This is a genomic window from Pseudomonas fluorescens, assembly GCF_902497855.1.
In the GTDB taxonomy this organism is placed as follows: domain Bacteria; phylum Pseudomonadota; class Gammaproteobacteria; order Pseudomonadales; family Pseudomonadaceae; genus Aquipseudomonas; species Aquipseudomonas fluorescens_BI.
In genome coordinates, this window is record NZ_CABVHU010000001.1 from 168,397 (window position 1) to 192,918 (window position 24,522).

Here is a 24,522-nt window from a genome sequence, read left to right on the forward strand (position 1 = left end):
CTGCGTGGCAAGCCCATGGCATTTCTCACCCTTGAAGGCATCGTCAAGACCTATGGCAGTTTCAGGGCCATCGACGGCTTGAACCTGGAAGTCCGCCACGGCGAGTTCATCGCCTTGCTCGGACCTTCCGGCTGCGGCAAGACCACCACCCTGCAATCCATCGCCGGCTTCGTGCAGCCCACCGAAGGCCGCATCGTGCTCGATGGCCGCGACATCACCCATGTGCGTCCCGAGCAGCGGGGCCTGGGCATCGTCTTTCAAAGCTACGCGCTGTTCCCGCACATGAGCGTGGCGCAGAACATCAGTTTCGGTCTGGAGATGCGCGGCGTGCCCAAGGCCGAACGCAGCAAGCGCATCGATGAAGCGCTGGACCTGGTGCGCCTCGGTGGCCTCGGCGAACGTTACCCCAAGGCGCTGTCCGGCGGGCAGCGGCAACGGGTCGCCATCGCCCGGGCCCTGGCGATTCGACCGAACCTGTTGTTGCTCGACGAGCCGATGTCCAACCTCGACGCCAAGCTGCGCGAAGAGATGCACATCGAGTTGCGCGCGATACAGCGCGACCTGGGTATCACCACGATTCTGGTGACCCACGACCAGGTCGAGGCCATGACCATGAGCGACCGCATCGCGGTGATGCAAAAAGGCCGGATCGTGCAGATCGACACCCCCTACGAAGCCTACGAACGTCCGCACTCACCCTTCGCCTCGGCGTTCCTGGGCAAGACCAACGCCTTCGCCGGCGCGGTGCAAACCCGCAATGCCCGGTGCTGCAATGTGCAGGTCAAGGACACGCTGTTGCACGTGCCCCACGAAGATCGCTCCCTGGGCAACGACGTCAACGTCTACATCCGCCCGGAAAAAATCCGCCTGGCGCAGGCGGGCACGGGGCGGTTGCACGGACGCGTGCGCTTGCGGGTGTTCCTCGGCAACCTGTGGTTGATCGCGGTGGAAACCAGCTTCGGTGTGGTGCACATGACCCAGCCCAACCTGGGCACGCCACCGCCGGATGAAAACAGTGAAGTCGGCCTGGACTGGTCCGACGACGACCTGCGCCTGCTGGATCGGGAGGTCGCCCATGGCCAGGTATGATGCCGAACACGTCGGTGCCGCACCGTGGTTGCTCAGCGGTCCGGCGTTGCTGGTGTTCGTTGCGCTGTTGCTGGTGCCGCTGCTGTTGACCGCGGTGCTGTCGCTCAACCTGTTCAGCGACACCGAAGGCGTGTTGCCGGTCTACAGCCTCGGCAATTACCTGGAGGTGTTCAAGGACGGCTACTTCCACGAAATTTTCCTGCGCACCGGCGGCATGGCGCTGGCAGTCACCGTGCTCTGCGTGCTGCTCGGGGTGCCGGAAACCATCATCATTGCGCGCATGGCGCCGCGCTGGCGGTCGTTGTTTCTGCTGGTGGTGCTGGGGCCGCTGCTGATCTCGGTGGTGGTGCGCACGCTCGGCTGGGCGATCCTGCTGGGCAACAACGGCCTGATCAACGATGCCTTGCAGGCGTTGGGGATTACCGAGCAGCCGGTGAAGATGCTGTTCACCCAGGTCGGGGTGATCATCGCCCTGACCCATGTGCTGGTGCCGTTCATGGTGATTGCGGTGTGGGCCACCTTGCAGCGCCTGGACCTGCAGGTGGAATGGGCCGGGCTGTCCCTCGGCGCGTCGCGCCTGACGGTGTTCCGCCGAATCATCCTGCCGCAGATCATGCCCGGGATTCTCTCCGGCTCGATCATTGTCTTCGCCCTGGCGGCGTCAGCCTTCGCGACCCCCGCGATCATCGGTGGCCGACGCCTGAAAGTGGTGGCGACGGCGGCCTACGACGAATTCCTCGGCACCCTCAACTGGCCCCTCGGTGCCGCCATTGCGATGCTCCTGCTTGTTGCCAACCTGATCATCATCGTGGGTTGCAGCAAGCTGGCCGAGCGCCGCTTCAAGCAAGTCTTCGAGTAAGCCGCCATGCACAAGAACGGATTTTTCTCGCTGCTGTTTCATTACCTGTTCATCGCTTTTATCGTCGCGCCACTGCTGGTGGTGATGGCGATGGCGTTTACCGACAAAGGTTACCTGTCGCTGCCCACCGACGGGTTGTCGTTGCGCTGGTTCCGGGCGCTGCTGGAGAACCAGGAGATGCTCGATGCATTCTTTCTGTCACTCAAGCTGGGCCTGGTCTCGGCCACCGTCGCCACATTGCTGGCGGTCCCGGCGGCCCTGGCGATCAGCCGCTACGAGTTTCCGGGGCGCGGCGCACTGACCGGTTTCCTGCTGTCGCCGCTGATGATCCCCTCCGTGGTGCTGGGCATTGCGTTCCTGCGGTTTTTCTCCATGGCGCAGATTGGCGGGTCTTTCTGGGCCCTGAGCATTACCCATGTGATCGTGGTGCTGCCCTATGCCTTGCGGCTGACGCTGGCCTCGACCATTGGCCTGGAGCGCGACATCGAACAGGCCGCCTTGTCCCTTGGGGCGCGGCGCTGGGCAGCTTTTCACCGGGTGGTCCTGCCACGGATTCGCACCGGCGTGATCGGCGGCTGGATGCTGGCCTTCATCCAGAGCTTCGACGAACTGACCATGACCGTGTTCGTCGCCACGCCCGGCACCACCACCTTGCCGGTGGCCATGTACAACCAGATTTCCCAGACCATCGATCCGTTGATCACTGCCGTCTCCACAGTGCTGATTGTCGGCACCCTGGTGTTGATGCTGGTGCTGGATCGCCTGGTCGGGCTGGATCGGGTACTGATCGGAGAAGGCAAATGAGCCAGGACAGACTCAACGTTGTGCAGTCGGACGTGATCGTGGTCGGCGGCGGGCTGGTGGGCACGGCGGTGGCCTACGGGCTGGCCCGCAGCGGTGTCGACACCGTGGTGCTGGATCAGGGCGACGATGCGTTTCGTGCGTCCCGAGGCAATTTCGGCCTGGTCTGGGTCCAGGGCAAAGGCCACGACCTGCCGGATTACGCGCGCTGGACCCGGTCTTCGGCGAGTCGCTGGCCGGCGTTCGCACAAGCGCTGATGGCCGACAGCGGGGTCGACGTGCAGCTCAAGCAGCCGGGTGGTTTCCACCTGTGCTTCAGCGACGAGGAACTGCTGGAGCGCCAGTCGCGCCTGCAGACCTTGCAGGACGCGCTGGGCGATTACCCATACGAAATGCTGGACGCCGCCGAAGTGAAAGCGCGTCTGCCACTGATCGGACCGAAAGTGGTCGGCGCCAGTTACACCTCCCAGGACGGCCACGTCAACCCATTGAAGCTGCTGCGGGCCCTGCATACCTCGGCGCAAGCCAAGGGCGCGCAAATGCATGGCGGTGTGCAGGTCGATCGCATCGACTGCGCCCCCGGCGAGTTTCGGGTCAAGGCAGGGCAGCGTTGCTTCGTCGCGCCACGCATCGTCCTGGCCGCCGGGCTGGGCAATGCGGCGCTGGCGCGGCAGGTGGGGCTGTATGCACCGGTGGCGCCCAATCGCGGGCAGGTGTTGATCAGCGAGCGGGTCCGGCCCTTTCTCGAGTACCCGACCCTCAACGTCCGCCAGACCGACGAAGGCACCGTGCAACTGGGGGACTCGATGGAGGAGGTGGGCTTCGACGACGGCACCTCCACCGAGGTGTTGGCCGCAATCGCCCGGCGCGGGGTGGCGAGCTTTCCCATGCTGCGTGATGTGCGGCTGGTGCGAGCCTGGGGCGCGTTGCGGGTGCTGAGCCCGGACGGCTTGCCCATCTACCAGCAATCCGGCGCGCACCCCGGTGCCTTCGTGGTCACCTGCCACAGCGGCGTGACCCTGGCCGCCGCCCATGCCCTGCGCATCGCGCCGTGGATCATGGGCGGGGCACGACCCGAGGAGCTGGCGGTGTTTTGCGGTGATCGTTTTCTAACTGACAAGGTGTTTTCACATGCGCACTGATCCGCTGTTTCAACCGGTCTCCAGTGAAGCCAGGGCGACGCGGACGGTGAGCCTGACCTTCAACGATCAACCGCTGCACGTGCCCGCCGGCATCAGCGTCGCGGCAGCCTTGCTGATGTCCGGCATCAACCGCTTTCGTGCGACGCCGGTCAGCGAGTCGCCCCGGGCCCCCTACTGCATGATGGGCGTGTGCTTCGAGTGCCTGGTGGAGATCGACGGCGTTCCCAACCGCCAGAGCTGCCTGATCGAAGCGGTCGACGGCATGCGCATTCATTCCCAGGAAGGCGCTCGGGATTTGATCTATCAACCGCTGAATGTGCAGGCCGTGGAGGTGCAGTCATGAACCGTCAAAGCGTGGATGTGGTGGTGATTGGCGCCGGCGCGGCCGGCATGGCGGCGGCAACGCGGATGGCCGGGCTGGGCTTGCGGGTGGTGTTGCTGGATGAGCAGGGCAGTCCGGGTGGCCAGATTTATCGGGGCATTACCCTGGCGCCGCTGTCCCGCCGGGACCTGCTGGGGCCGGATTATGCCCACGGCAATCAGCTGGCGCAGGCCCTGGCCTCCTCGAGCGTGCGTTATGAAAAAGGCGCGTCGGTGTGGCAGGTGACCCGGGATCATCAAGTCAGCTACCTGCGCGAAGGTCGGCTGTACACCCTGGACGCCAAGGCCGTGCTGCTGGCCACCGGTGCCATGGAACGGCCGTTTCCGATTGCCGGCTGGACCTTGCCCGGGGTGATGAGCGCCGGCGCTGCGCAGATCCTGCTGAAAAGCTCAGGCCTGGCGCCGAGCGAACCGGTGGTGTTGGCCGGTTGTGGCCCACTGTTGTATCTGCTCGGCTGGCAGTACTTGCGGGCTGGCGTGACGATCAAGGCCCTGGTCGATACGACGCGACCCGAAGATTATTGGCGTGCCCGCCGACACCTGTTTGCCGCGCTGCGCGCCTGGCCCTATTTGCGCAAAGGGCTGGAATTGATGCGCAGCCTGCGCAGCGCCGGGATTGCGCATTACACCGGTGCCGAGCATTTGGCGGTGGAGGGCGAGGAGGCCGCCCGGGCACTGACGTTCAACGTGTCCGGCAAGGCGCAACGCATCGCCAGCCGTTGCGTGCTGTTGCACCAGGGCGTGGTGCCGAATATTCAGTTTAGTCAGGCATTGCGCGCACGGCATGAATGGGACCTGGATCAGCTGTGTTTCCGGCCGGTTACCGATGCCTGGGGTGAACTCGATGTGCCGGGGATCTACGTCGCCGGCGACGGTGCCGGTATCGGTGGCGCCCAGGCAGCAGCGGTGCAAGGGCAACTGGCGGCGCTGGGGATCGCTGCACGGCTCAAGTCCATCAGCAGCGTCGAACGTGATGACCAGGCTCGTTCGTTGCGCGTGCAACTGGAGGCCAACTTGCGGATCCGGCCGTTTCTCGACGCGCTGTATCAACCCAAGGAGCAAAACCGCATTCCGGCCGACGATGTCATGGTCTGCCGCTGCGAAGAAGTGACGGCGGGTGAGCTGCGCAGCTTTGTCGCCCTGGGATGCGCGGGCCCGAATCAGGCCAAGTCATTCGGGCGTTGCGGCATGGGACCCTGCCAGGGACGCATGTGCGGCCTGACCGTGACCGAAGTCATCGCCAAGGCCCGTGGCGTATCGGCGGCCGAGGTGGGTTACTACCGCATTCGTCCGCCGATCAAGCCCATCACCCTGGGAGAGCTGGCCGGTGAGTGAGTCGAGCAACCTCCAGGCCGACGTGCTGGTGATCGGCGGCGGCATCCATGGTTTGAGCACCGCGTTGTACCTGGCGCAAGCCGGGGTCAAGGTGACCGTGCTGGAAGCGGAGTATTGCGGGCGCCATGCCTCCGGCGTCAATGCCGGTGGCGTGCGCACCCTGGGCCGTCACGTTGCGGAAATTCCCTTGGCGCTGTCATCGCGGGATCTGTGGCATGAGCTGAAAAATACCCTGGGCGACGACGGTGGTTTTGTCCCCAGCGGTCAGCTCAAGCTGGCGGAGAGCCAGGCCGATCTGGAGGAATGCCGGTTGCGGGTCGAGCAGCTGCAGGCGCTGGGTTTCAGCCATGAAGTGTTGGTCGATCAACAACAGGTGTTCGACACAGTGCCGACCGTGTCACGGCATGTGACGGGCGGTATCTGGGTCAAGGACGATGGTTACGCGGTGCCTTTCAAGACGGTCACTGCGTTTCGCCTGGCCGCGCAAAAACGCGGGGTACGGATTCATGAAAACACCCCGGCGCAACAGATCGAGCAGACAGGTACCCAGTGGCGGGTGAGCACACCCGCAGGCCATTTCAGCGCCGAGCACCTGGTGGTGACGGCGGGCGCCTGGGCCGGAGGACTGGCGGCGCAGATCGGCGAGCCGGTGCCGGTGCATCCGGAAGGCCTGATGCTGATGGTCACCCATCGCGTCGCACCGTTCTGTGTTCCGGTGCTGGGGGCCACCTCACGCGCACTGTCGTTCAAGCAGTTCAGCAATGGTACGGTAGTGATCGGCGGCAAGCTGGTCGGCTCGCTGGATTTTCTCGCGCGCCATGGCGAGGTCGAGATGGAGCGCCTGGGCAGCAGCGCGCGCACGGTCACCGACTTGTTTCCGCATTTGCGACACTTGGGCGTCAACCGCGTCTGGGCCGGTGTCGAAGCCTTCACCGCCGATGACCTGCCGGTGATAGGCGCCAGTCGCAAGGCCAGTAACCTGAGTTATTCATTCGGGTTTTGCGGCAGCGGCTTTCAGATGGGCCCCGGCACCGGTAAACGCCTGGCTCAACTGATTCTTGGCGAACAGTCGGACATTTCACTGGAACCCTTCGCCATCGACCGTTTCAACCGGGCGGCCAGCGTGCCGCCGGGATCTTTTCAATCCGCTTCAACCATCGCACACCCTTAAGGAGTTCACATGCTGGACATCAAACGTATCGAAACCAATCAACGCATGAGCCGCGTCGTTCAATGCAACGGCTTCACCTTTCTTGGTGGCCAGACGGCCACCGACCGCACCCAGGACATCAAGGGCCAGACCGCCCAGGTACTGGCCAAGATCGACAATTTCCTGGCCCAGGCCGGCCTGGACAAAACCCGTATCCTCACCGCACAGGTCTGGCTGTCGGACATCCAGGCCGACTTCGCCGGCATGAACGAGGTGTGGGACGCCTGGGCACCCGAAGGCCACGCGCCGGCCCGTGCCACCGTGGAATCGCGCCTGGCTGCGCCGGACCTGCTGGTGGAAATCACCGTGGTCGCGGCGGGCTGATCGCCATTGGTTGATGGAGTGGGCCGGGTGCACCGGTCCATTCCAGGTTCGAAAAAACGCTTTCTCGTGATCGTGAAGGTAGCCGTCGGGCTAATGCCGTTCAGTTAAGCGAATGCGGTCCCTGTAGGAGCGAGCTTGCTCGCGATGGTCGTTAACGATGACGCGTGTTCGCTGGTTAAACGCGGCGCTCTTGAGTCCATCGCGAGCAAGCTCGCTCCTACAATTTCCTTAACTGACTGGCATTAGACCGTCGGGCTTACGCTTTCTTGAACAGTCGGTTGTCGAGCCTGAACGGCTCGGCGGTAATGACGGCCTTGACTGAATCCAGGTGCATAGGGTTGAACAGGTAGTTCAGCGAATGCGGCATGATGGCGCTCGGTACCGGCAACAACAGGGCAGGGCATCCTTTGAGGAATGAATCGCCAATGCCTTTGGTGTGGTTCAGCTCGAATTCCCAATCCGGCTTGAGTGCCGGGGCAGGGGCGAGGCTGATATCGTCGGGCACCTCGACCTTGAGCAACTGGAGCGTCTCAGGGAGGTCTTCCTGATCGATCTCGAGGTGTACCAGGATTTCGAGCATTGCACCGGCAGGCGTCCCCGCCAGATACACTACCGGTCTCCCCGCCGTGTGCCAGCGTCCCCCCGCGAGGATGCCGCCACGTCCCGTCAGATCCGCAACAGCGCTGATCCGCCAAAAGATCAAAACGCGTAGCCTTCGGCCAACTGGATCAGTGTTTCCTCGACCTGGCGTGTTCCCTGTACCGTCGACAGCATTGCCATTGGGCTACGGCCCGAAAACCGGTCCTTGGGTTTCGACAGCCAGCGTTTGGCTTTTTCATCGCTGCCAAACACGGCGTCTGCCATGGCGGTGATGTGGGCGGCGCGGAACAGGCGATCGCTCTCGTCGACCGTGAGGTGCTGGTCTTTAGCCACCCGGGTCTTCAGGGTTTTCAGGGGGATGATCTGGTCACGCTCCAGCGGCGTCAGTTCACCCTGTTCGCAGAGCGCCACCAGACGGCCAGCCGCAAAGCCGATCTGGATGATGTCGTGGATTTCCAGGTCAGACGCATCGGTGGGAATTTGCAGCAAGGCGTGCAGCCGAGCGCGGTAGGCACCGTAGGCGGGTTCACGCATGATTTCAGCTAGCATGGCCTTCTCCTGGATCGGCGTTTATCGATTAGTCGGCGTTTACCGAATTCTACCCGGTAAATGCCGACTATGCGAGCGATCTTGGGAAGTCCCGCTTCAGCCCGTCAGTTGACGACGAAGCCCGCCCCGACCGGGTCATTGCGCTCGATGACCCAGCGCGATGTCCCCAGAATGCTGGCCGTGCCCTTGACGGTCGGGCGCACCGCGCGTGTGCCGTTGAGGTCGACTTCGCCGAGCAGGCAGCCTTCGAAGGTGCCGCTGCCCAGCAGGCCTTCGGACAGGATGGGCTGGTTCAGGCCGAGTTTGCCCCGGGCCTCGAACATGGCCATCATCGCGCTGGTGCCGGTTCCGCCGGGAGAGCGGTCGAGCTGGCCGGCGCTGAACACGTGGACGTTCTTGTAGAACGCGCCTTCGATGGTTGCCGGGTGCCAGAACGTGATGAAGTTGAGGTCGTTGATATGGGCCTCGGTGGGGTGCTGGATCTTCAGCTGCCGGTTGATCTGGTCGCGTGCCAGCAGGCCCAGGCGCGACAGTTCGCTGCCGTTGTCCGGGCTGATGCGCAGGTCGCAATCGGTCAGGTCGATGATGCCGAAGTAGTTGCCGCCCCAGACCAGGTCGGCCTTGAGGTCGCCATAGCCGGGAAGATGGATCGGGATGTCCTGGGCGGCCACGTAGGCCGGCACGTTTTCGAAACGGGTCCAGAGTACGTTGTCGCCTTCCGAAGCCACTTCGGCCACCACCAGGCCGGCGGTGGTTTCAAAACGGATTTTGGTGATGCCATCGGCGCCACGCGGCACCAGCCCCAGGGCGACCATCGCCATGCTCACCGCGATGGTGCCGTGGCCGCACATGTGCGAATACACGCTGCCGTCCATGTAGATCAGCCCGGCGTCGAACTCGCTGCTGGAGGGCGGGGTGAGAAACACCCCGAACATGTCCTTGTGGCCGCGCGGTTCCTGCATCAGTGCCTTGCGCAGCCAGTCGTAGTTCTGCTCGAGAAAGGCGCGCTTGGCCAGGATGCTCGAACCGGCGGGGTAGGGAATGCCGCTGTGGACGATGCACAGTGGTTCGCCTTCGGTATGGGTATAGATGACATCGAACGTGTCTTGCATGCGCATGACTGAACTCCTGGCTTACGGGATGTATGAGGGGGTTGATTACGTCGTTATTTGCGTTCTGACAAAAGGTCGAGGCCGATGCACAGATCCAGCACGATCACAGCGAGTACGACGACGATGATGGTGGCGCCGGAAGCGGCGGCGATGGTCGGGTCGACGGTGTACTGCACGTAGTTGAAGAGCTTGACCGGGATGGTGTTCAGGTCCGGCGTGGTGTTGAAGATCGACAGCTCGACGTTGATCCATGACGAGATGAAGGCAAAGATCGACCCGGTGACGATCCCCGGCCGGATCTGCGGCAGCACCACCAGAAAGAAGGTGGCCCAGGGGGTACCGCCCAGATCGCTCGAGGCTTCTTCCAGGGCGCGCTGCTCGGGCGTCAGCATCGACAGCACCGAACGCAGCACGAACGGCGAGATGATGATGGTGTGACCGATCAACAACGCCAGGAAGCTGCGGGTCAAGCCGAAGTAACCGCCAAACTGCAAGAGCGCCGCCCCCAGCACAATGTGCGGAAACACCAGCGGTGAAGTCAGGGCGGCGAGGATCGTGGCTTTGCCGCGAAAATCGTAACGGGCCATCGCCAGGGCGGCCGGCACGCTGAGCAGCACCGCGACCAAGGTGGCGACCAGCGCCAGGACGGTGCTGGTGGCAAAGGACGCCACATAGCTTGGGTCACTGAGCATCTTGGCGTACCAGTCCAGCGTCCAGCCCTGTGGCGGGAAGGCGAGGAATGACGTGGCGGTGACCGAGACGCCGAGGATGACCACCAGTGGCAGCAGCATGTAGCCCAGCACGGCCCAGGCCACCAGCCTGACCAGTATTTTAGTGATCATGGGTTGCTCCCCCGAATACTGCCCACACGCCCGGCCAGCCCGACCATGACCAGGGTAAAGATCAGCAGCACCACGCTCAGCGCGCCGCCGTAGTTGAAGTCGAAAACCGAACTGTATTGCTGGAAAATCAGCATCGACAGCACCGAGATCCGGCCCCCGGACAGCAGGGCCGGCGTGACGTAGGCGCTTGATGCCAGGGTGAAGACCATGATCGAGCCGGAGATGATGCCGGGCATGGTCAGCGGCAACACCACATGGAAAAAGGTCGCGCGGGGGCTGGCGCCAAGGTCCTCGGAGGCCTGTTCGAAGGCCGGGTCGACCTGGGCCAGGGCATTGCCGGCCGCGAGCACGATGAACGGCAGCAGGATGTACACCATGCCGATCAGGATGCCGAGTTCGGTGCCCAGGAAACGCACCGGCGTATCGATCAGGCCGGTTTCCATAAGGCTCTGGTTGACCAGGCCCTTGCGTCCCAGCAGCACCATCCAGCCGAACGAGCGCACGATGTTGCTGGTGAACATCGGCACCACCAGCAGAATCACGCAGGCTCGGCGCCAGGCGCGCCATTTCACGACGCGCACCAGATACCAGGCCAGCGGATAACCCAGCAGCAACGAGATCAGGGTGGTGAGCGCGGCGATGCGGAAGGTCACCAGAATCACGTCCCAGTGGTACTGGTCGCCCAGCACTCTGACGTAGTGTTCCAGGGTGAACGCCTGATCGGCGCCCTTGGTCAGGCTGGCGAAGATCACCACGGCGAACGGCGCGAGAAAGAATGCCGTGAAAAAGGCCAGGGCGCCGAACAGCATCAACGAGGGGGCGAGCACCGGGCGTTTCATACCGGCTCTCCGATCAGATGCAGGTGCGCGGGATTGAAGCCCAGGCGCACGGCGCTGCCGGTGCTCAGGTCGGCGCGGGGGAAACCCATGGTGCGCGCCACGATCGATTGCCCGTCGATCAGCGAGTGCACCAGGGTATGGCTGCCCACGGTGACGATGTCGGTCACTGTGCCCTTGAGTTCACAGCAACTGGCGCTCGCCGGACTCGAGGCATCCAGCACCTGCAGGTGTTCGGGACGCAGCACCGCCACCCCGTGGGGCAGCAGATCCTTTGCGCCGCTCGAAATCGGGGTATGGGCGATGCCCAGGCGAATCTCACCGCTATCGCTGGCCTGATAGCCGATCAGGTTGGCCTCGCCGATGAAGTCGGCGACGAAGCGCGAAGCCGGGGCACTGTAAATCTCGCTGCTGGCGCCCACCTGTTCGATGCGTCCGGCATTCATCACCACGATACGGTCGGCGATGGTCATCGCTTCTTCCTGGTCGTGGGTGACGAAAATGAAGGCGATGCCGAGCTTGGCCTGAAGGTGCTTGAGCTCCAGCTGCATGCGCTTGCGCAGTTTCATGTCCAGGGCCGAGAGCGGCTCGTCGAGCAACAGCAGTTTCGGTTGATTGACGATGGCGCGAGCCAGGGCCACGCGTTGCTGCTGCCCGCCGGACAAAGCGCGGGGAAAGCGATCCTCCAGGGCTTCCAGGCCGACCATCGCCAGGGCTTCTCGCGCCTTGAGCCGGGCCTCGGTGCGATTGACCCCCTGGCGCCGCGGTCCGTAGGCGACGTTTTCCAGGACGGTCATGTGCGGGAACAGAGCGTAGTTCTGGAACACGGTATTGAGGGGCCGACGGTAGGGAGGCAAGCGACTCACATCCTGCCCGTCGATGGCGATGCGGCCGGAATCGGGCTGCATGAAGCCGGCGATCGAGCGCAGCAAGGTGGTCTTGCCACAGCCGCTGGGGCCGAGCAGCACGATGAATTCGCCCTGCTCGATGTCCAGGTGGATGTTGTCCAGCGCCTGGAACGGCCCGAAGCTTTTACAGACACTGTCGATGCTCAACAAAACTGACATTGCAGACCTCTTGAGCTAGTTTTTGGCGGTGACTTTGCGGTTCCAGTCGTTGGTGACACCGGCGCGCTGGGCGTTGATCTGGCTCCAGTCGAACAAACGCAGGTTGTCGATCGAACCCCCCACGCCCCAGGGCAGCTTGCGGGCCACGTCATCGGTGACCACGACACCTTTCACCGCCGGGCCCAGGTACAGCTTGCCGGCCAGGCAGGCCGCCGCCTCCTTGGTCAGCGCGGTATTGATGAACTGCTCGCCGGCCTTGCTGTTCTTCGCCCCCTTGATCAGGTGCAGGCGGGCGTCGGTGGCCCAGGCACCTTCCCTGGGAATGGTGAAACCGATCGGCGCACCCTTGTCGATCAAGTCCCAGGCACCGACGTTGAAATGCGCGCCGATGATCGCTTCGCCACTCTGAAAGGCATTGGTGGCGGCGCCCGAGCTGTCGAAGAACAGTGCGGTGTCCAGCGCGCCCAGCTTGGTGTAGACCGGCTCCAGGTTGGCCCGGTCGATGCCCCAGACATCGGCCATGAAAAACACGAAGGGCACCCCGGAGGAGTTGGCGGGCGAGGGCAGGGCGATGGCGCCGGCGTACTCCGGTTTCCACAGGTCTTTCCAGCTGGTGGGCGCTTCCTTGATTTCCTTGGTGTTGTAGGTCAGGCCCAGGGAATAGAAACCGCTGCTGACGGCGAAGGTATGGCCGGCATCGGTGTAGACCGCTTTTTCCTGCACGTTTTTCAGGTTGGGAATGGCCGCCGGATCGAGATCGGCGACGACCCCGGCGGCATAGGCCAATTCACTGATGCCACCGTCCATCCAGGCCACATCGATCGTCGGGCTGGATTTCTGTTGCTGGAGTTTGGCCAGGGTGGTGGTCGAGGTGCCGACTTCCGCGGCGACGGCGATCCCGGTCGCTTGCGTGAAAGGTTCTGCAACACATTTGAGGAAGGCCTCACCCCAGTTGCCGCCATACAACGCAACGGTCAGCTTTTGCTGTTCGGCCATGACGGCCGATGAGGAGATGCAGCCGGTAACTAAAAGAGCAGCGGTGATTTGCTTACCTGTCTTCAGTTTCATCGTGAGTCCTCTTGGGGCGTTGTTGGACTGTACCCCTTGCCTGAATATTGCTCGTATCCGTGATGCGAGCGCTTGCACTGCGGGGTCTTAAAGTTGAATAGTTAGGTCATGACAAAAGTGACCCAGCTCAATCGAGAAAGCCTGCAACCTGACTCCCCCGATCCCGGGGCAGGCAGTCGTCCGCAGCTGTCGGTGGGCCTGGTCCTCCTGGATCAATTCACACTGGCTGCGTTTTCCGGCTTTGTCGATGTGTTGCGCTTGTCCGCCGACCTCGGCGGCGGCAGCCGGCAGATCCATACGGCGTGGCGGGTGATGAGTGTGGACGGCTTGCCGCGAACCTCCAGTGCCGGGATTACGCTGGAAGTGTCCGGGGGGCTGGCGCAGGATCTTGAAGCCTTCGATTACGTGGCCATCTGTGGCGGCAACGATTACCTCAATACCCATTTGCCCAACCCCTTGCGTGACTGGCTGCAGCGCGCGGCGAAGAGTCGAACGCGGTTGCTGGGCATCTGCACCGGCACCTTTGCCCTGGCGCAGGCGGGGGTGGTCGGCAGTCGTTCGGTGTGCGTGCACTGGAACGTGCTGGATGCGTTCCGCGCACGCTTCCCCAAAACCCCGGCGGCGGTGGACCACCTGTTCATCGACGAGGGCGACCTGATCACTTGTGCCGGCTCGACCGCGGCCATTGACTTGGGGTTGTACCTGGTGGCCCGGCATTGCGGCCGGGAAAAAGCCCAGCAGGCGGTGCGGCACATGATGCTGCAGGGCATTCGCCCGGGGCGGCAGCCCCAGGCGCACTTCTACGCCAACCTGGCGGACATCAAGGATGAACGCGTGCGCCAGGCCGCGCACTATATCGAGCAGCGCATGGACAGCCTGCCGACCCTGGATGCCATCGCGCGTTATGTAGGGCTGGGACGGCGCCAACTGACACGGGCGTTCCAGCAGTCGCTGGGGTTGTCGCCCATGGAGTTCCAGCGCTCGCTGCGGGTTGAGTATGGCGGCTGGCTGCTGGTGAACAGCCACAGCAGCATCACCCAGATCGCCATGGACTGCGGCTTCTCCGACGGCGCGCATTTCTCCCGGGAATTTCGCGCGCGCTTTGGCGTGTGCCCGCGACAGTATCAGCGCCAGGAGCGGTCAGGCTGATGGCGTTGCACGGCTGAGTCGTCTGGCTCGGTGTCTCCCTCTATTCAAACGGCCCTGCCCTGTAGGAGCTGGCTTGTCGGATCGCCGCACCGCAGCGAAGGCGGACTGTCAGGCAACAATGATGTTGAATGTGACGGCCCTTTCGCTGGCAAGCCAGCTCCTACAGGGAGGCCGCGTGGCGAGATCAGATACGGCGGTGGCGCGATCAGGTAACCGATTTGGCGGATAAGGCGGGTAAGGTGGCGCATCTTTTCAAGCGCGGTGGGCACATCGCGATGACCGATTGAAAAGAGCAGTAGCGTTTGAGGAGTGCCGCTCCCAGGAGGGGCTACAGGAAGGAATGATGATCGCCTGACCCTCAGTCAGTACGCTTAAATGTCGATCACCAGAGAATAAAAAACCAATGATCAGCCCGAACTCCCAGGATTCGAATGGCCAATTGGCGCAGGGCTTCAAGCCGCGTCACGTCACAATGCTGTCTATCGCAGGAATCATCGGCGCAGGATTATTCGTCGGCTCCGGGCATGCCATCGCCGCGGCTGGCCCGGCCGTCATGCTGGCGTATCTGTTCTCCGGCCTGCTGGTCGTGCTGGTCATGCGCATGCTGGGTGAAATGGCGGTTGCCAACCCGGACACCGGGTCTTTCTCCACCTATGCCGACCAGGCCATCGGACGCTGGGCCGGCTTCACCATTGGCTGGCTCTACTGGTGGTTCTGGGTGCTGGTGATACCGATCGAAGCGCTGGCCGCCGGCCATGTATTGAACCAATGGTTTCCCCAGATCGATGCCTGGCTGTTCGCCCTGGTGTCGATCATTGCGTTGGTGATCACCAATCTGTTCAGTGTCTCCAAGTACGGCGAATTCGAATTCTGGTTCGCCATGGCCAAGGTGGTGGCGATCATCGGTTTCATCGGCGTGGGTTTCGCCGTGCTGATGGGCTGGGTTCCCGATCGGGAAGTCAGCGGGTTGAGCGGACTGATGGCCGAGCATGGCGGATTTGCCCCCAACGGCCTGTCGGCGGTAGTCGGCGCTTTCATCACCATCATGTTCAGCTTCATCGGCACGGAAGCGGTCACCATCGCCGCCGCCGAATCCGACAACCCGTCGCAGAACATTGCCAAAGCCACGCGTTCGGTGATTTGGCGCATCGGCGTGTTCTACCTGTTGTCGATTTTCGTGGTCATCTCCGTGGTGCCCTGGAACGATCCGCTGCTGGCCCAGGTAGGCTCCTACCAGCGGGCACTGGAAATCATGAACATTCCCAACGCCAAGTTCATGGTGGACGTGGTGGTGCTGATTGCCGTGGCCAGTTGCATGAACTCCTCGATCTACATCGCCTCGCGCATGCTGTACTCGCTTGGCCGTCGTGGCGATGCGCCGAAGGCGATGAAGGCGACCTCTTCCGAAGGCGTGCCGCGGGCAGCCGTCATCGCCAGTACCGTGCTGGGCGCGGCAATCACCGTATGGAGCTACTTCATGCCTGCCGGGCTGTTTGAGTTCCTGCTGGCCAGCTCCGGCGCGATTGCCTTGGTGGTGTACCTGGCCATTGCCGTATCGCAGCTGCGTATGCGCCGGAGGTTGGAGCGGCAGAATGTCGAGCTGACCTTTCGCATGTGGCTATTCCCCTGGCTCACTTGGGTAGTGATCGTGTTCATTTGCGCAGCGTTGGTCGTGATGATGATTGCACCGGAGCACCGTACCGAGGTGAGTACGACCATCGGCCTGGCGTTGGTCATTTCCTTTATCGGGCTGGTGACTTCGCGTGAGCAGCCGCAGCCTGAGAAAGCCGCTTCCCTGGGTTAGGTCAGGTTTTTATTGCCGGCCCCGACTGACTCAATACTGGCCCGGGCCGACTTTCAGCACATGACCTTGCGGGCCGCCCAGCATCAGGCGAGCGTGGCCGCTGGCGATGCCAAGCACTTCATGGCCTTCGCGTGATGTGAGCTGATCGACAGGACCTGGCCTGTCGTCGGCTGCCCCGCTCAGCCAACACCGCGGGGGTATTCTGGATCCCTTAAGCTATCGATGGTCTCCAGGAAACCGGACCTCCACCCTCTCTGGGGTCTGCCAGGATTTCCTGTGAGGTTTCAGGCGCTGGTCGGGAGGATGAATCGATGGACGACTATTACGACCTGGGTACCTACAGCCGCGCGATGACTACCGGTTCGCCCCAGGCCCAACGCTGGTTCGATCGCGGATTGCTATGGTGCTACGGCTACAACCACGATGAAGCCATCCGTTGTTTTCGCAAGGCGATCGAACACGACCGCGATTGCGCAATGGCTTACTGGGGCATCGCCTACGCCTCGGGCCCCAACTACAACAAGCGCTGGGATGCCTTCATCGAACAGGAGTTGAAAGAGGCCGTGGCCCAGGCCCGGCTGGCGACACAAGCTGCGCTGGCGCATATCGACAGCGCTTCGCCGGTGGAGCAGGGGCTGATCCGGGCACTGGAGCAACGCTACCAGGCCAACCAGGCGACGAGCCTTGAGCAACTCTTCAGCTGGAACGATGCCTATGCGGCGTCCATGCGCGAAGTCTATCGGTCCTTTGCCGATGATCCGGACGTCGCTGCGCTGTTTGCCGAAGCCCTGATCGACCGCACGCCCTGGCTGTTGTGGGACCTGCGCAGCGGGCAACCGGCAGCGGGTGCCGACACCCTCGAGGCGGTGGCCGTGCTGGAACAGGCGCTGCAGCGCATGGAACGACACGGCGACACGCCGCACCCGGGCGTGCTGCACATGTACGACCACACCATGGAAATGTCGCCGCACCCGGAGCGGGCGTTGCGCGCCGGCGATGTCCTGCGGGACTTGGTGCCGGATGCCGGACACTTGCGCCATATGCCGTCGCACATCGACGTGCTCTGTGGCGATTACCGTGGCGCCATGATCACCAACAGCCGGGCGATCCAGGCCGACGGCAAATACCTGGAACAGGAAGGGCCGCTCAACTTCTATACCCTGTACCGCTGCCATAACTACCACTTCAAGCTCTATTCGGCGATGTTCCTCGGGCAATACCGACCGGCCCTGGAAGCCGCCGATCAGCTGCAGGCGACCATCCGCGAAGAACTGCTGCGCGTGGAACAGCCGCCCATGGCCGACTGGCTGGAAGGCTTCGTGTCGATGAAGGTCCATGTGCAGATTCGCTTCGGCAAATGGCAGGACATCCTCGCCAACCCGCTGCCGAACGACCAGGCGCTGTACTGCGTGACCACGGCCATGCTGCATTACGCCAGGGGCGTGGCGCACGCGGCCTGTGGGCATGTCGCTGCGGCGGAAACCGAACAGCAGTTTTTCCTCGACGCCCTGACCCGGGTACCGGCCTCCCGCTACATCTTCAACAACACCTGCCTCGATATCCTGGCGGTGGCCGGCGCCATGCTCAGCGGGGAAATCGAGTACCGCAAAGGCAACTACGACAGCGCTTTTGCCCATTTGCGCCAGGCGCTGTCACTGGATGACAACCTGCCCTACGACGAGCCTTGGGGCTGGATGCAACCGGTCCGGCATGCGCTCGGCGCGCTGCTGCTGGAACAGGGCAGGGTGGAAGAAGCCTTGCAGGCCTACCGCGCCGATCTGGGGCTGGACCACACCCTCAGTCGTGCGTCATGGCACATGGACAATGTGTGGAGCCTGCACGGCTATGTCGAATGCCTGAAACAGCTGGGCCGGGATGAAGAAGCGGCCGCAGCCCAGACCCGCCTCGACCTGGCGATGGCCCGGGCTGATGTGCCGATTATGGCATCGTGTTTCTGTCGGGTCGGGGAGCGTTGTTGCAACTGATGCCGCCAGCACCGCCGGGAATCAGCGGTTCTACGCAAACCCTGTAGGAGCCCGGCTTGCCGGCGAAGGCTGCCTCAAGCCTTGCATCGCCCATGAAAACGCCTTCGCCGGCAAGCCGGGCTCCTACAGGGTTGGGTATTTCCCATTAAATCCGGTGGTACGCAGGTCATACGGGTCCGGCGTGTTCCACAATCCAGCGGTGCACAATTAACCTGTAGGAGCCGGCTTGCCGGCGAAGGCTGCCTCAAGCCTTGCATCGCCCATGAAAACGCCTTCGCCGGCAAGCCGGGCTCCTACAGGGTTGGGTGTTTCCCATTAAATCCGGTGGTACGCAGGTTATACGGGGCGGCGATCAGGCCTCGCTGATCTTGCTGACACTGGTGACCTGTCCATTCCAGACCATCTCGTAATGCGCAGTTTGAATAACCAATAACACCGGTCGTGGCGTCATCAGCGCCCAGCAATGACTGCCCTGCATGCGCACGGAGTTGTAGCGAATACCGGGACATCCGGCTTCCTTGACGGACCGCCCCAGACGACGGGAATCGGTGTAATCGTCAGGATCATAGACAGGATCGGTCATCGGGATGGCCGCGACGTCTTTCATCGCCACCTCGACAAAGGAACAGGACAGCCCACGGAAAACAAACCGCTCGTAGTTGAGGCTCGGCACATTCGACCAATACAGACTCTGATGATGCCGGACTTCGGCCAGCGCCGTTTCCATGGAGTCCGCCAGGTACAGCACGCCAAAACGTCCATCGCTGAACCGCGAACCCGCCGGGTTGACGTGGGTAAAAGGCGCGGTCGCGTAAGAGCAGCCAGGTATGCCGAAAGGGATCTCTGCCCGTGGAATCAACTCGAGATGGCCCACTTCATTTTTCAGGCGGGGGTTGGTCAGCGCCTGTATCTGATACAACACCTCAAACTCGTCCGCATCCGCGACATCATCAAACAACGCAATCGGCGGAAACTTCGAATTGACCAGTCGGTAGGCCTGTATTTGCTCGCCGGCAAGCGCTGCCAGTTCGCCGAGCGTCACCATTGCGCGCCCCGCAACACGTCAATGCGCCGAAAGGTTTCATACAGGGAAATCATATCGCCCTGGGACATGATCTCGAGCGGGCTGCGCCCATTGAAAAACTCGTTGTCGTTGGCCATCGATGGAAAGCCATAGACATTCTCAGGGTTATCGAAGACCAGGCGCAGCGCGGCATGGATGTTGAGCACAAAACTGATGCGCTGCATCTGGTCCGAGTCCAGCGCCACGGCCCAGTCGGGATCGCGCGCCCTGGCGCGGGTGTAGGTGCTGCGGGAAATGCGCAGGATGCGGCAGGCTTGATCGCTGGACGCGGCCCACTTTTCGAGAATGCCAACCGCCGCACGCAGACCCGTCACGCACTGGCTCTTGGTGAATGCCTGTTCCTGGAGGGCGATGGCCATATTTAACAGCTCCTGATTCATCTGTAGACTCAAATATAGTTTTATTGAATCTATAGATCAAATAATCTCGACCAGTGGGCAACTTGTAATTCAGGCGCGGGCGGCCCAAAAGGGATCGAATCCGTCGGTGATATGCTTGGGCGTCTATATCTCGCAACGAGATCGCCCATGGATCGCTTGTCTACGTTGTTCTCGCAGTTCGGCGTGCGCGCAAACCTGTTTTACAACGGCAAGCTTTGCGGCATGGCGTCATACGACGGCGCTGACCAGCGCGGGCATATTCACTTGCTCCAGGCAGGTACCGTCACGCTGCTGGGGCCTGATCGAAAGGACCTGCTGCTGACTCGACCCAGCCTGATTTTCCTGCCACGTCCAAGCCGGCATCAACTGTTCGCCGGTGAGCCCGAAGGGGCCCAGCTCCTGTGTGCGGCCATGCAGTTCGAGGGGGGCGTCGATAACCCGTTGTCGGCGTCGTTGCCCGATATCCTGGTGTTGTCCCTGGATGAGCTGCCGCTGCTGGCCGAGACACTGAAATGGATGTTCGATGAGGCGGCAGGCGGACATTGTGGTCGGGAGGCAGCGCTGGATCGCTTGTTCGAGCTGCTGATCATATTGTTGTTTCGGCATCTGCTCGACCATCAGCAATTACGTACCGGCATGATGGCTGGACTGGGCGATGTGCGGCTGGCGCGCTCGCTGGTGCAGATGCACAACGCACCTCAGCATGCCTGGTCGGTGGCGGAACTGGCGAGCGCGTCGAACATGTCGCGCGCGGCCTATGCCGTGCATTTCCGGGCCGTCGTCGGGCAGACGCCGGCGGATTATCTATTGAGTTGGCGAATCAGCCTGGCGCAGAAGCGGCTGCGGGAAGGGCGACCGATAGCGCTCATTGCCGCCGAGGTCGGTTATGAAAGTCCCTCGGCGCTGGCACGCGCGTTTCGGCGCAAGACGGGCTGCAGTCCACGGGGCTGGATGAAAGATTCGGCAGGCGAAGTTGATGGGGCAACGGCCTGAAGCATTGAACTGTTTCAGGCCGTCCCGAGAGAACAGTCATCGGTTCAACGGTTTTCCAGCGCAGTCAGGGAATGGCCGGCGACGAAGATGGAAGCGGCAAGCAACCCGATGTCCTTGAGCAGAAACTGGCCGGGTGCAACTGTAATGGCCGGGAAGCCCAGGCCGGGCTCGATCACGCCGGGTGTCGAGAACATAAAGCTCAAGGTGGTGAAGAACAATCCCGCAGACAGCACGCCACCGATCAGCGAAAGCTTGGGTGACAGCAGGCGACCGGCGATCAGAACACCGATCGAGACCTCCAGGACACCGAGCAGACTGGAAAAGGTATCGACACTGAAAATGTCATACACCCACCCCAGGAACGGACTGTTGCTCACTAGCGGCACCAGTCCCTGCGCCTCATAGTGCGTGAACTTCATGCCGCCGAACCAGAAGTAGATGACGGCGAGCGCAAAGAACACACCGTAGGTTCCAAGCGCCGTGGTTCTGGCCCCCAGCGATAATTTTCCGGATCTGTCGATGCGGCTGTCGTTCTCGATATTCAAGGTTGTCATGATCAAGGCTTCCAATAGTGTGTTGACTCGAAACCCGGCGCGGTTTGCGTTGGGCGTGGCGACATTGTTGTCTTTGCTGCCGCGCGCTTGGGTTCTGAACGTATTGAGAACTGTGCAGATCGTCTTGACCCTCTGCCGGTCTTGAACGAGGAGGGCGGGGCGCTAAGGCTGTCGTGAGCGACGGTGGCCCAGCGCTCCCGAAGCAATGGGCATCACACTGATTGTGGTGGGGGTCGTCAAGGCGATCGGCGCGTTCCACGCCTCGGCATCAAAGCCTATGCCTTGCCTATGCTGACGACCTTGTTATACTGCATATGCCAACCATATGCAGGAGCGAAATCATGCGCACTGTTTCAATTTTCAAGAACGGCAAAAATCAAGCAATTCGCTTGCCCACTGATATGGCTTATGAGGGGGTGGGGGAGTTGGAAATTACACGCGACGGCGACACCATCACTTTGCGACCTGCACGTCCGAGCTGGCTTTCTCTGGCTGAACAGCCCAAAGCTGATGCTGACTTTCTGGAAGAACGGCCGAACGTTATCAGTGATGAAGGCAGGTTTAACCTTTGACCACGTACATGCTGGATACCTGCATTTGCTCGTTCATCATGCGCGAACGCCCCGAGGCGGTGTTGCAGCGATTGGCGTCAGCCGTTGAGCGAAACAATCGGATCGTGATTTCTGCGATCACCTACGCCGAAATGCGTTACGGGCAGATCGGCAAGAAGGCGTCGCCCAAGCACAAAACGTTGGTCGATGAGTTTGTGAAACGCCTGGATGCGGTGCTGCCCTTGGATCAGAGTGCTGTCGACGCAACGGTGGAAGCGAAGCTCCAGCTCACTCAGGTCGGTCTGCTCATTGGCGAGAACGACACCGCAATTGCGGGCCATGCAATTGCCTCAGGCTGTACGCTGGTCACAAACAATGTGCGCGAATTCAGCCGCGTTGAAGGACTGGTTTTCGAAGACTGGGTTCACTGAAGGACAATCCATGAACCGCTCGAATCACCCGGCACTTTTGCGTCTGGCGCATCCCTGCGCCAGGCCGCCGGCTTCAGCGCTTGATCAGTGAGATCTTGGTGCCTTCGATGCTGACCCCGGCCATTAACCCCTGCTGGTCGAAAATGAACGCGTAGGCATCGTCCTTCAGCGTCGAGCTGGACAGATTCTTCGCCACCCCTTCATCGACCACCACCACAGTCGGCCCTACGCCGATTTCCCAGCCCTTGGATTCGCGGACATAGTTAACGGCCTTATCGGTCATCAGGAACAGCGCATAGCCATACGACTGGGCGCCTGCCTGCAGCCCCCATGAGCCGGTGACGGAGTTGTAATAAGCCTCTACTTTCTTGCCCTTCATCAATGTGCCTTCACCATAGCTGCCACCGAACACCAGGCCGGCCTTGATGATTTTCGGAAAGATCAGTATCGCCTTGGCGTTTTTTGAAATGGTTTCGGCAAAGGGCGTAGCCTTGTACAGCGTTTGCAATGCTTGCCGGGAGTCGGCATCCAGATCCTCGGCGGTTGCCGCACCTGCGGTGTTCAGGAAGCTCGCCGAGGCCAGTGAGGCTGTCGCGAGGATGATCGATAGGAAGAAGCGCATTGACTGAGTCATTTTCGTACTCCGAACGGGAGCATTGGACGTGAGCAGCAGTCAGCGCCTGCCCCCGGCAGAATCCGAGCCTGCTGAAAATGATCCGGCGCACCCTGAAATGTGTGAACCCCTGGCTTCGCCGTTGAATGAAGCAGGCCAGCGGCCTTTGATCATTGGCGATGTCATCACTGGCTTTGACCTCTGTGAATCGGCCAGGTTCGTCTGTTTCACACCCTCTGCATCGCGCAGATAAATAGACGGGCCTGTTGCAGATGCTTTATGGCTATCCGGGAAACACAACGCCGATTCGATTGACGACGTTGTGCTCCGAGGGTCGAGTATTGATCGCGGCTCAAGTCTAAGACTTGCTCACCTTGATCCCTTTGAATAACAACAGGAGCAACACACCCGCCAGTATTTCAAAGCTTGCGACCAGATACAGGCCGGCGGCCAGGCTACCGGTCTGGGTTTTCAGCCAGCCGATCATGTAGGGCGCGACGAAGCCGGCGAGATTGCCGATGCAATTGATCAGCGCAATGCCCCCGGCGGCGGCGGTGCCTGCCAGGAATGCACCTGGAATCGACCAGAACACCGGAAAAGCGGCAAGAATGCCCATGGCGGCAACGGTCAGGGAGATCAGCGCCAGCGCGGCGTTGCCGATAAACAGGCCGGTGCAGATTAATCCGAGGCCGGCCAGCAGGGCTGCCATCGCGCAGTGCACACGGCGTTCAGCGGTCTTGTCGGAGTGAAAGCCGTTCCACAGCATCGCCACGGTGCCCAGGATAAAGGGGATCGAGGAGAGCAGTCCGATGTTCATGTTGTCATCGACGCCCAACGACTTGATGACGGATGGCGTCCAGAACGCAATGGTCGCGTTGCCACTGACCAGGCAGAAATACACCAGCGCGCATAACCACAGCTTGGGATAACGCAGCAAGGAGCGAAGGTCGCTGTGTTTGCCTGGCGCCTTGTCTTCGCGGGCAATGGTGTCGCTGACCATTTTGCGTTGTGCCGGGCTCAGCCACTTGGCATTGGCCGGTTTCTCCGGGAGATAACGCAGGACCAGGAACCCGGCGATCACCGAAGGAATGCCTTCGAGGATGAACAGCCATTGCCAGTTGGCCAGGCTGCCGACCCCGACCATGCGACTCATGATGAACCCGGCCAGTGGGCCACCGACGACGCCGGCAATGGCGAAGGAGGTCATGAACATGCCATTGATCTTTGCCCGCTGCGCCGCCGGAAACCAATAGGTGAGATACAGCACGACGCCGGGAAAGAAGCCCGCTTCAAAGGCCCCGAGCAGAAACCGCAGCACATAGAACGACCAGGCGCTTTCGACGTACGCCATGGCGATGGACGTCAGGCCCCACATGATGGTGATGCGCGCCAGGGTGCGGCGGGCGCCGATTTTTTCCAGCAGCAGATTGCTGGGCACTTCGAAGATGAAGTAACCGATGAAGAATATACCGGCGCCCAGGCCATAAACGGCTTCGCTGAAGCCCAGGTCCTGCAGCATGGCCAGCTTGGCGAAACCGACATTGACCCGGTCGATCCAGGCCAGTACGAAAAGAAACACCAGAAACGGGAGAAGGCGCCAGGCGATCTTGCGATAGACGGCAGCCACTTCGACCGTCGTCGGGTCGAGGTCTATCGCCATGGTTGAACTTGCGTGACTTCGGTTCATAAGTTATCTCGTCAATTCGTTGCGCAGTTGGGCACGCAAGCCGATTGGCAGGCGAGTGAGGACGCACGAGGGTCCG

Annotated in this window: 26 protein-coding genes and 1 pseudogene; 14 read left to right on the forward strand and 13 right to left on the reverse strand. The window is 61.8% G+C overall.

Annotated features, from left to right (window positions below; genetic code table 11):
• The first annotated feature begins 15 nt into the window (after positions 1 to 15).
• Genes F8N96_RS00765 through F8N96_RS00800 form a run of 8 tightly spaced genes read left to right on the forward strand, consistent with a single transcriptional unit; the run spans position 16 to position 7,141 of the window.
• On the forward strand, positions 16 to 1,089 hold the full coding sequence (locus tag F8N96_RS00765) for an ABC transporter ATP-binding protein (protein WP_150796145.1): 1,074 nt from the start codon (positions 16 to 18) through the stop codon (positions 1,087 to 1,089).
• Positions 1,076 to 1,948: an ABC transporter permease gene (locus tag F8N96_RS00770; RefSeq protein WP_064678432.1), complete on the forward strand. Its 873-nt coding sequence runs from the start codon at positions 1,076 to 1,078 to the stop codon at positions 1,946 to 1,948. Before F8N96_RS00765 ends, F8N96_RS00770 begins: the two co-directional genes overlap by 14 nt.
• A 6-nt stretch (positions 1,949 to 1,954) precedes the next feature.
• Positions 1,955 to 2,752 (forward strand): ABC transporter permease, encoded by a 798-nt coding sequence (locus F8N96_RS00775; RefSeq protein WP_150796146.1) that lies wholly within the window; start codon positions 1,955 to 1,957, stop codon positions 2,750 to 2,752.
• Positions 2,749 to 3,891, forward strand: coding sequence for an NAD(P)/FAD-dependent oxidoreductase (locus F8N96_RS00780; protein ID WP_150796147.1), 1,143 nt, complete (start codon positions 2,749 to 2,751; stop codon positions 3,889 to 3,891). The genes F8N96_RS00775 and F8N96_RS00780 overlap by 4 nt, the downstream gene beginning before the upstream one ends.
• Positions 3,881 to 4,234 carry a (2Fe-2S)-binding protein gene (locus F8N96_RS00785; protein WP_150796148.1) on the forward strand — a complete coding sequence of 118 codons (354 nt, stop codon included), beginning with the start codon at positions 3,881 to 3,883 and terminating at the stop codon, positions 4,232 to 4,234. The genes F8N96_RS00780 and F8N96_RS00785 overlap by 11 nt, the downstream gene beginning before the upstream one ends.
• A complete protein-coding gene (locus tag F8N96_RS00790) occupies positions 4,231 to 5,607 on the forward strand; it encodes an NAD(P)/FAD-dependent oxidoreductase (protein ID WP_150796149.1) in 1,377 nt (458 codons plus the stop codon). Before F8N96_RS00785 ends, F8N96_RS00790 begins: the two co-directional genes overlap by 4 nt.
• Positions 5,600 to 6,778, forward strand: a complete 1,179-nt coding sequence (locus tag F8N96_RS00795; RefSeq protein ID WP_150796150.1) for an NAD(P)/FAD-dependent oxidoreductase — start codon at positions 5,600 to 5,602, stop codon at positions 6,776 to 6,778. The genes F8N96_RS00790 and F8N96_RS00795 overlap by 8 nt, the downstream gene beginning before the upstream one ends.
• A 9-nt stretch (positions 6,779 to 6,787) precedes the next feature.
• Positions 6,788 to 7,141 carry a RidA family protein gene (locus tag F8N96_RS00800; protein WP_064678426.1) on the forward strand — a complete coding sequence of 118 codons (354 nt, stop codon included), beginning with the start codon at positions 6,788 to 6,790 and terminating at the stop codon, positions 7,139 to 7,141.
• A gap of 256 nt (positions 7,142 to 7,397) precedes the next feature.
• Here the strand turns inward: F8N96_RS00800 and F8N96_RS00805 are convergent, their stop codons facing one another.
• The 7 genes from F8N96_RS00805 to F8N96_RS00835 all read right to left on the reverse strand — a co-directional run bounded on the left by F8N96_RS00805 (position 7,398) and on the right by F8N96_RS00835 (position 13,215).
• The gene (locus F8N96_RS00805; RefSeq protein WP_150796151.1) at positions 7,398 to 7,844 is read right to left on the reverse strand and encodes an RES family NAD+ phosphorylase; all 447 of its coding nucleotides are present in this window, start codon (positions 7,842 to 7,844) and stop codon (positions 7,398 to 7,400) included.
• The gene (locus F8N96_RS00810; RefSeq protein WP_150796152.1) at positions 7,841 to 8,290 is read right to left on the reverse strand and encodes an antitoxin Xre/MbcA/ParS toxin-binding domain-containing protein; all 450 of its coding nucleotides are present in this window, start codon (positions 8,288 to 8,290) and stop codon (positions 7,841 to 7,843) included. The genes F8N96_RS00805 and F8N96_RS00810 overlap by 4 nt, the downstream gene beginning before the upstream one ends.
• Positions 8,291 to 8,394: 104 nt before the next feature.
• On the reverse strand, positions 8,395 to 9,408 hold the full coding sequence (locus F8N96_RS00815; RefSeq protein WP_150796153.1) for a proline racemase family protein: 1,014 nt from the start codon (positions 9,406 to 9,408) through the stop codon (positions 8,395 to 8,397).
• A 47-nt stretch (positions 9,409 to 9,455) separates the two neighbouring features.
• Entirely contained in the window at positions 9,456 to 10,244 is a 789-nt protein-coding gene (locus tag F8N96_RS00820) for an ABC transporter permease (RefSeq protein ID WP_064678422.1), read from the reverse strand.
• Positions 10,241 to 11,083, reverse strand: coding sequence for an ABC transporter permease (locus tag F8N96_RS00825; protein WP_150796154.1), 843 nt, complete (start codon positions 11,081 to 11,083; stop codon positions 10,241 to 10,243). Before F8N96_RS00825 ends, F8N96_RS00820 begins: the two co-directional genes overlap by 4 nt.
• Positions 11,080 to 12,147 (reverse strand): ABC transporter ATP-binding protein, encoded by a 1,068-nt coding sequence (locus tag F8N96_RS00830; RefSeq protein ID WP_150796155.1) that lies wholly within the window; start codon positions 12,145 to 12,147, stop codon positions 11,080 to 11,082. The genes F8N96_RS00825 and F8N96_RS00830 overlap by 4 nt, the downstream gene beginning before the upstream one ends.
• Before the next feature lie 15 nt (positions 12,148 to 12,162).
• Positions 12,163 to 13,215, reverse strand: coding sequence for an ABC transporter substrate-binding protein (locus F8N96_RS00835; RefSeq protein WP_150796156.1), 1,053 nt, complete (start codon positions 13,213 to 13,215; stop codon positions 12,163 to 12,165).
• A gap of 108 nt (positions 13,216 to 13,323) precedes the next feature.
• On the opposite strand from F8N96_RS00835, the gene F8N96_RS00840 reads away from it, so the two are divergent.
• Together F8N96_RS00840 and gabP are read left to right on the forward strand one after the other, a co-directional pair.
• A complete protein-coding gene (locus F8N96_RS00840) occupies positions 13,324 to 14,364 on the forward strand; it encodes a GlxA family transcriptional regulator (protein WP_150796157.1) in 1,041 nt (346 codons plus the stop codon).
• 403 nt (positions 14,365 to 14,767) lie between these two features.
• A complete protein-coding gene (gene gabP, locus F8N96_RS00845; RefSeq protein WP_150796158.1) occupies positions 14,768 to 16,168 on the forward strand; it encodes a GABA permease in 1,401 nt (466 codons plus the stop codon).
• A gap of 39 nt (positions 16,169 to 16,207) precedes the next feature.
• On the opposite strand, the pseudogene F8N96_RS35210 reads toward gabP, so the two are convergent.
• Positions 16,208 to 16,297 (reverse strand): annotated as a pseudogene (locus tag F8N96_RS35210) (cupin); the annotation flags it as partial.
• Between the two features lie 182 nt (positions 16,298 to 16,479).
• Between F8N96_RS35210 and F8N96_RS00855 the strand changes: the two are divergent.
• Positions 16,480 to 18,153 (forward strand): hypothetical protein, encoded by a 1,674-nt coding sequence (locus F8N96_RS00855; protein ID WP_150796159.1) that lies wholly within the window; start codon positions 16,480 to 16,482, stop codon positions 18,151 to 18,153.
• 352 nt (positions 18,154 to 18,505) lie between these two features.
• Here F8N96_RS00855 and F8N96_RS00860 read toward each other — a convergent pair whose 3' ends face one another.
• Entirely contained in the window at positions 18,506 to 19,198 is a 693-nt protein-coding gene (locus F8N96_RS00860) for an RES family NAD+ phosphorylase (protein WP_150796160.1), read from the reverse strand.
• Positions 19,192 to 19,596, reverse strand: a complete 405-nt coding sequence (locus F8N96_RS00865; RefSeq protein ID WP_150764233.1) for a hypothetical protein — start codon at positions 19,594 to 19,596, stop codon at positions 19,192 to 19,194. Before F8N96_RS00865 ends, F8N96_RS00860 begins: the two co-directional genes overlap by 7 nt.
• Positions 19,597 to 19,764: 168 nt before the next feature.
• On the opposite strand from F8N96_RS00865, the gene F8N96_RS00870 reads away from it, so the two are divergent.
• Positions 19,765 to 20,610 carry a helix-turn-helix transcriptional regulator gene (locus F8N96_RS00870; protein ID WP_150796161.1) on the forward strand — a complete coding sequence of 282 codons (846 nt, stop codon included), beginning with the start codon at positions 19,765 to 19,767 and terminating at the stop codon, positions 20,608 to 20,610.
• Between the two features lie 44 nt (positions 20,611 to 20,654).
• Here F8N96_RS00870 and F8N96_RS00875 read toward each other — a convergent pair whose 3' ends face one another.
• Complete coding sequence (locus F8N96_RS00875) at positions 20,655 to 21,164, reverse strand: YkgB family protein (RefSeq protein ID WP_150796162.1); 510 nt, start codon at positions 21,162 to 21,164, stop codon at positions 20,655 to 20,657.
• Between the two features lie 341 nt (positions 21,165 to 21,505).
• Between F8N96_RS00875 and vapB the strand changes: the two genes are divergently transcribed.
• Both vapB and F8N96_RS00885 read left to right on the forward strand, forming a co-directional pair.
• Positions 21,506 to 21,736 carry a type II toxin-antitoxin system VapB family antitoxin gene (vapB, locus tag F8N96_RS00880; RefSeq protein ID WP_150764235.1) on the forward strand — a complete coding sequence of 77 codons (231 nt, stop codon included), beginning with the start codon at positions 21,506 to 21,508 and terminating at the stop codon, positions 21,734 to 21,736.
• Positions 21,733 to 22,146 carry a type II toxin-antitoxin system VapC family toxin gene (locus F8N96_RS00885; protein WP_150796163.1) on the forward strand — a complete coding sequence of 138 codons (414 nt, stop codon included), beginning with the start codon at positions 21,733 to 21,735 and terminating at the stop codon, positions 22,144 to 22,146. The genes vapB and F8N96_RS00885 overlap by 4 nt, the downstream gene beginning before the upstream one ends.
• A 73-nt stretch (positions 22,147 to 22,219) precedes the next feature.
• On the opposite strand, the gene F8N96_RS00890 is transcribed toward F8N96_RS00885, so the two are convergent.
• Positions 22,220 to 22,780, reverse strand: coding sequence for a YSC84-related protein (locus F8N96_RS00890; protein WP_150796164.1), 561 nt, complete (start codon positions 22,778 to 22,780; stop codon positions 22,220 to 22,222).
• 337 nt (positions 22,781 to 23,117) lie between these two features.
• The gene (locus tag F8N96_RS00895; RefSeq protein ID WP_150796165.1) at positions 23,118 to 24,446 is read right to left on the reverse strand and encodes an MFS transporter; all 1,329 of its coding nucleotides are present in this window, start codon (positions 24,444 to 24,446) and stop codon (positions 23,118 to 23,120) included.
• Positions 24,447 to 24,522 lie beyond the last annotated feature (76 nt).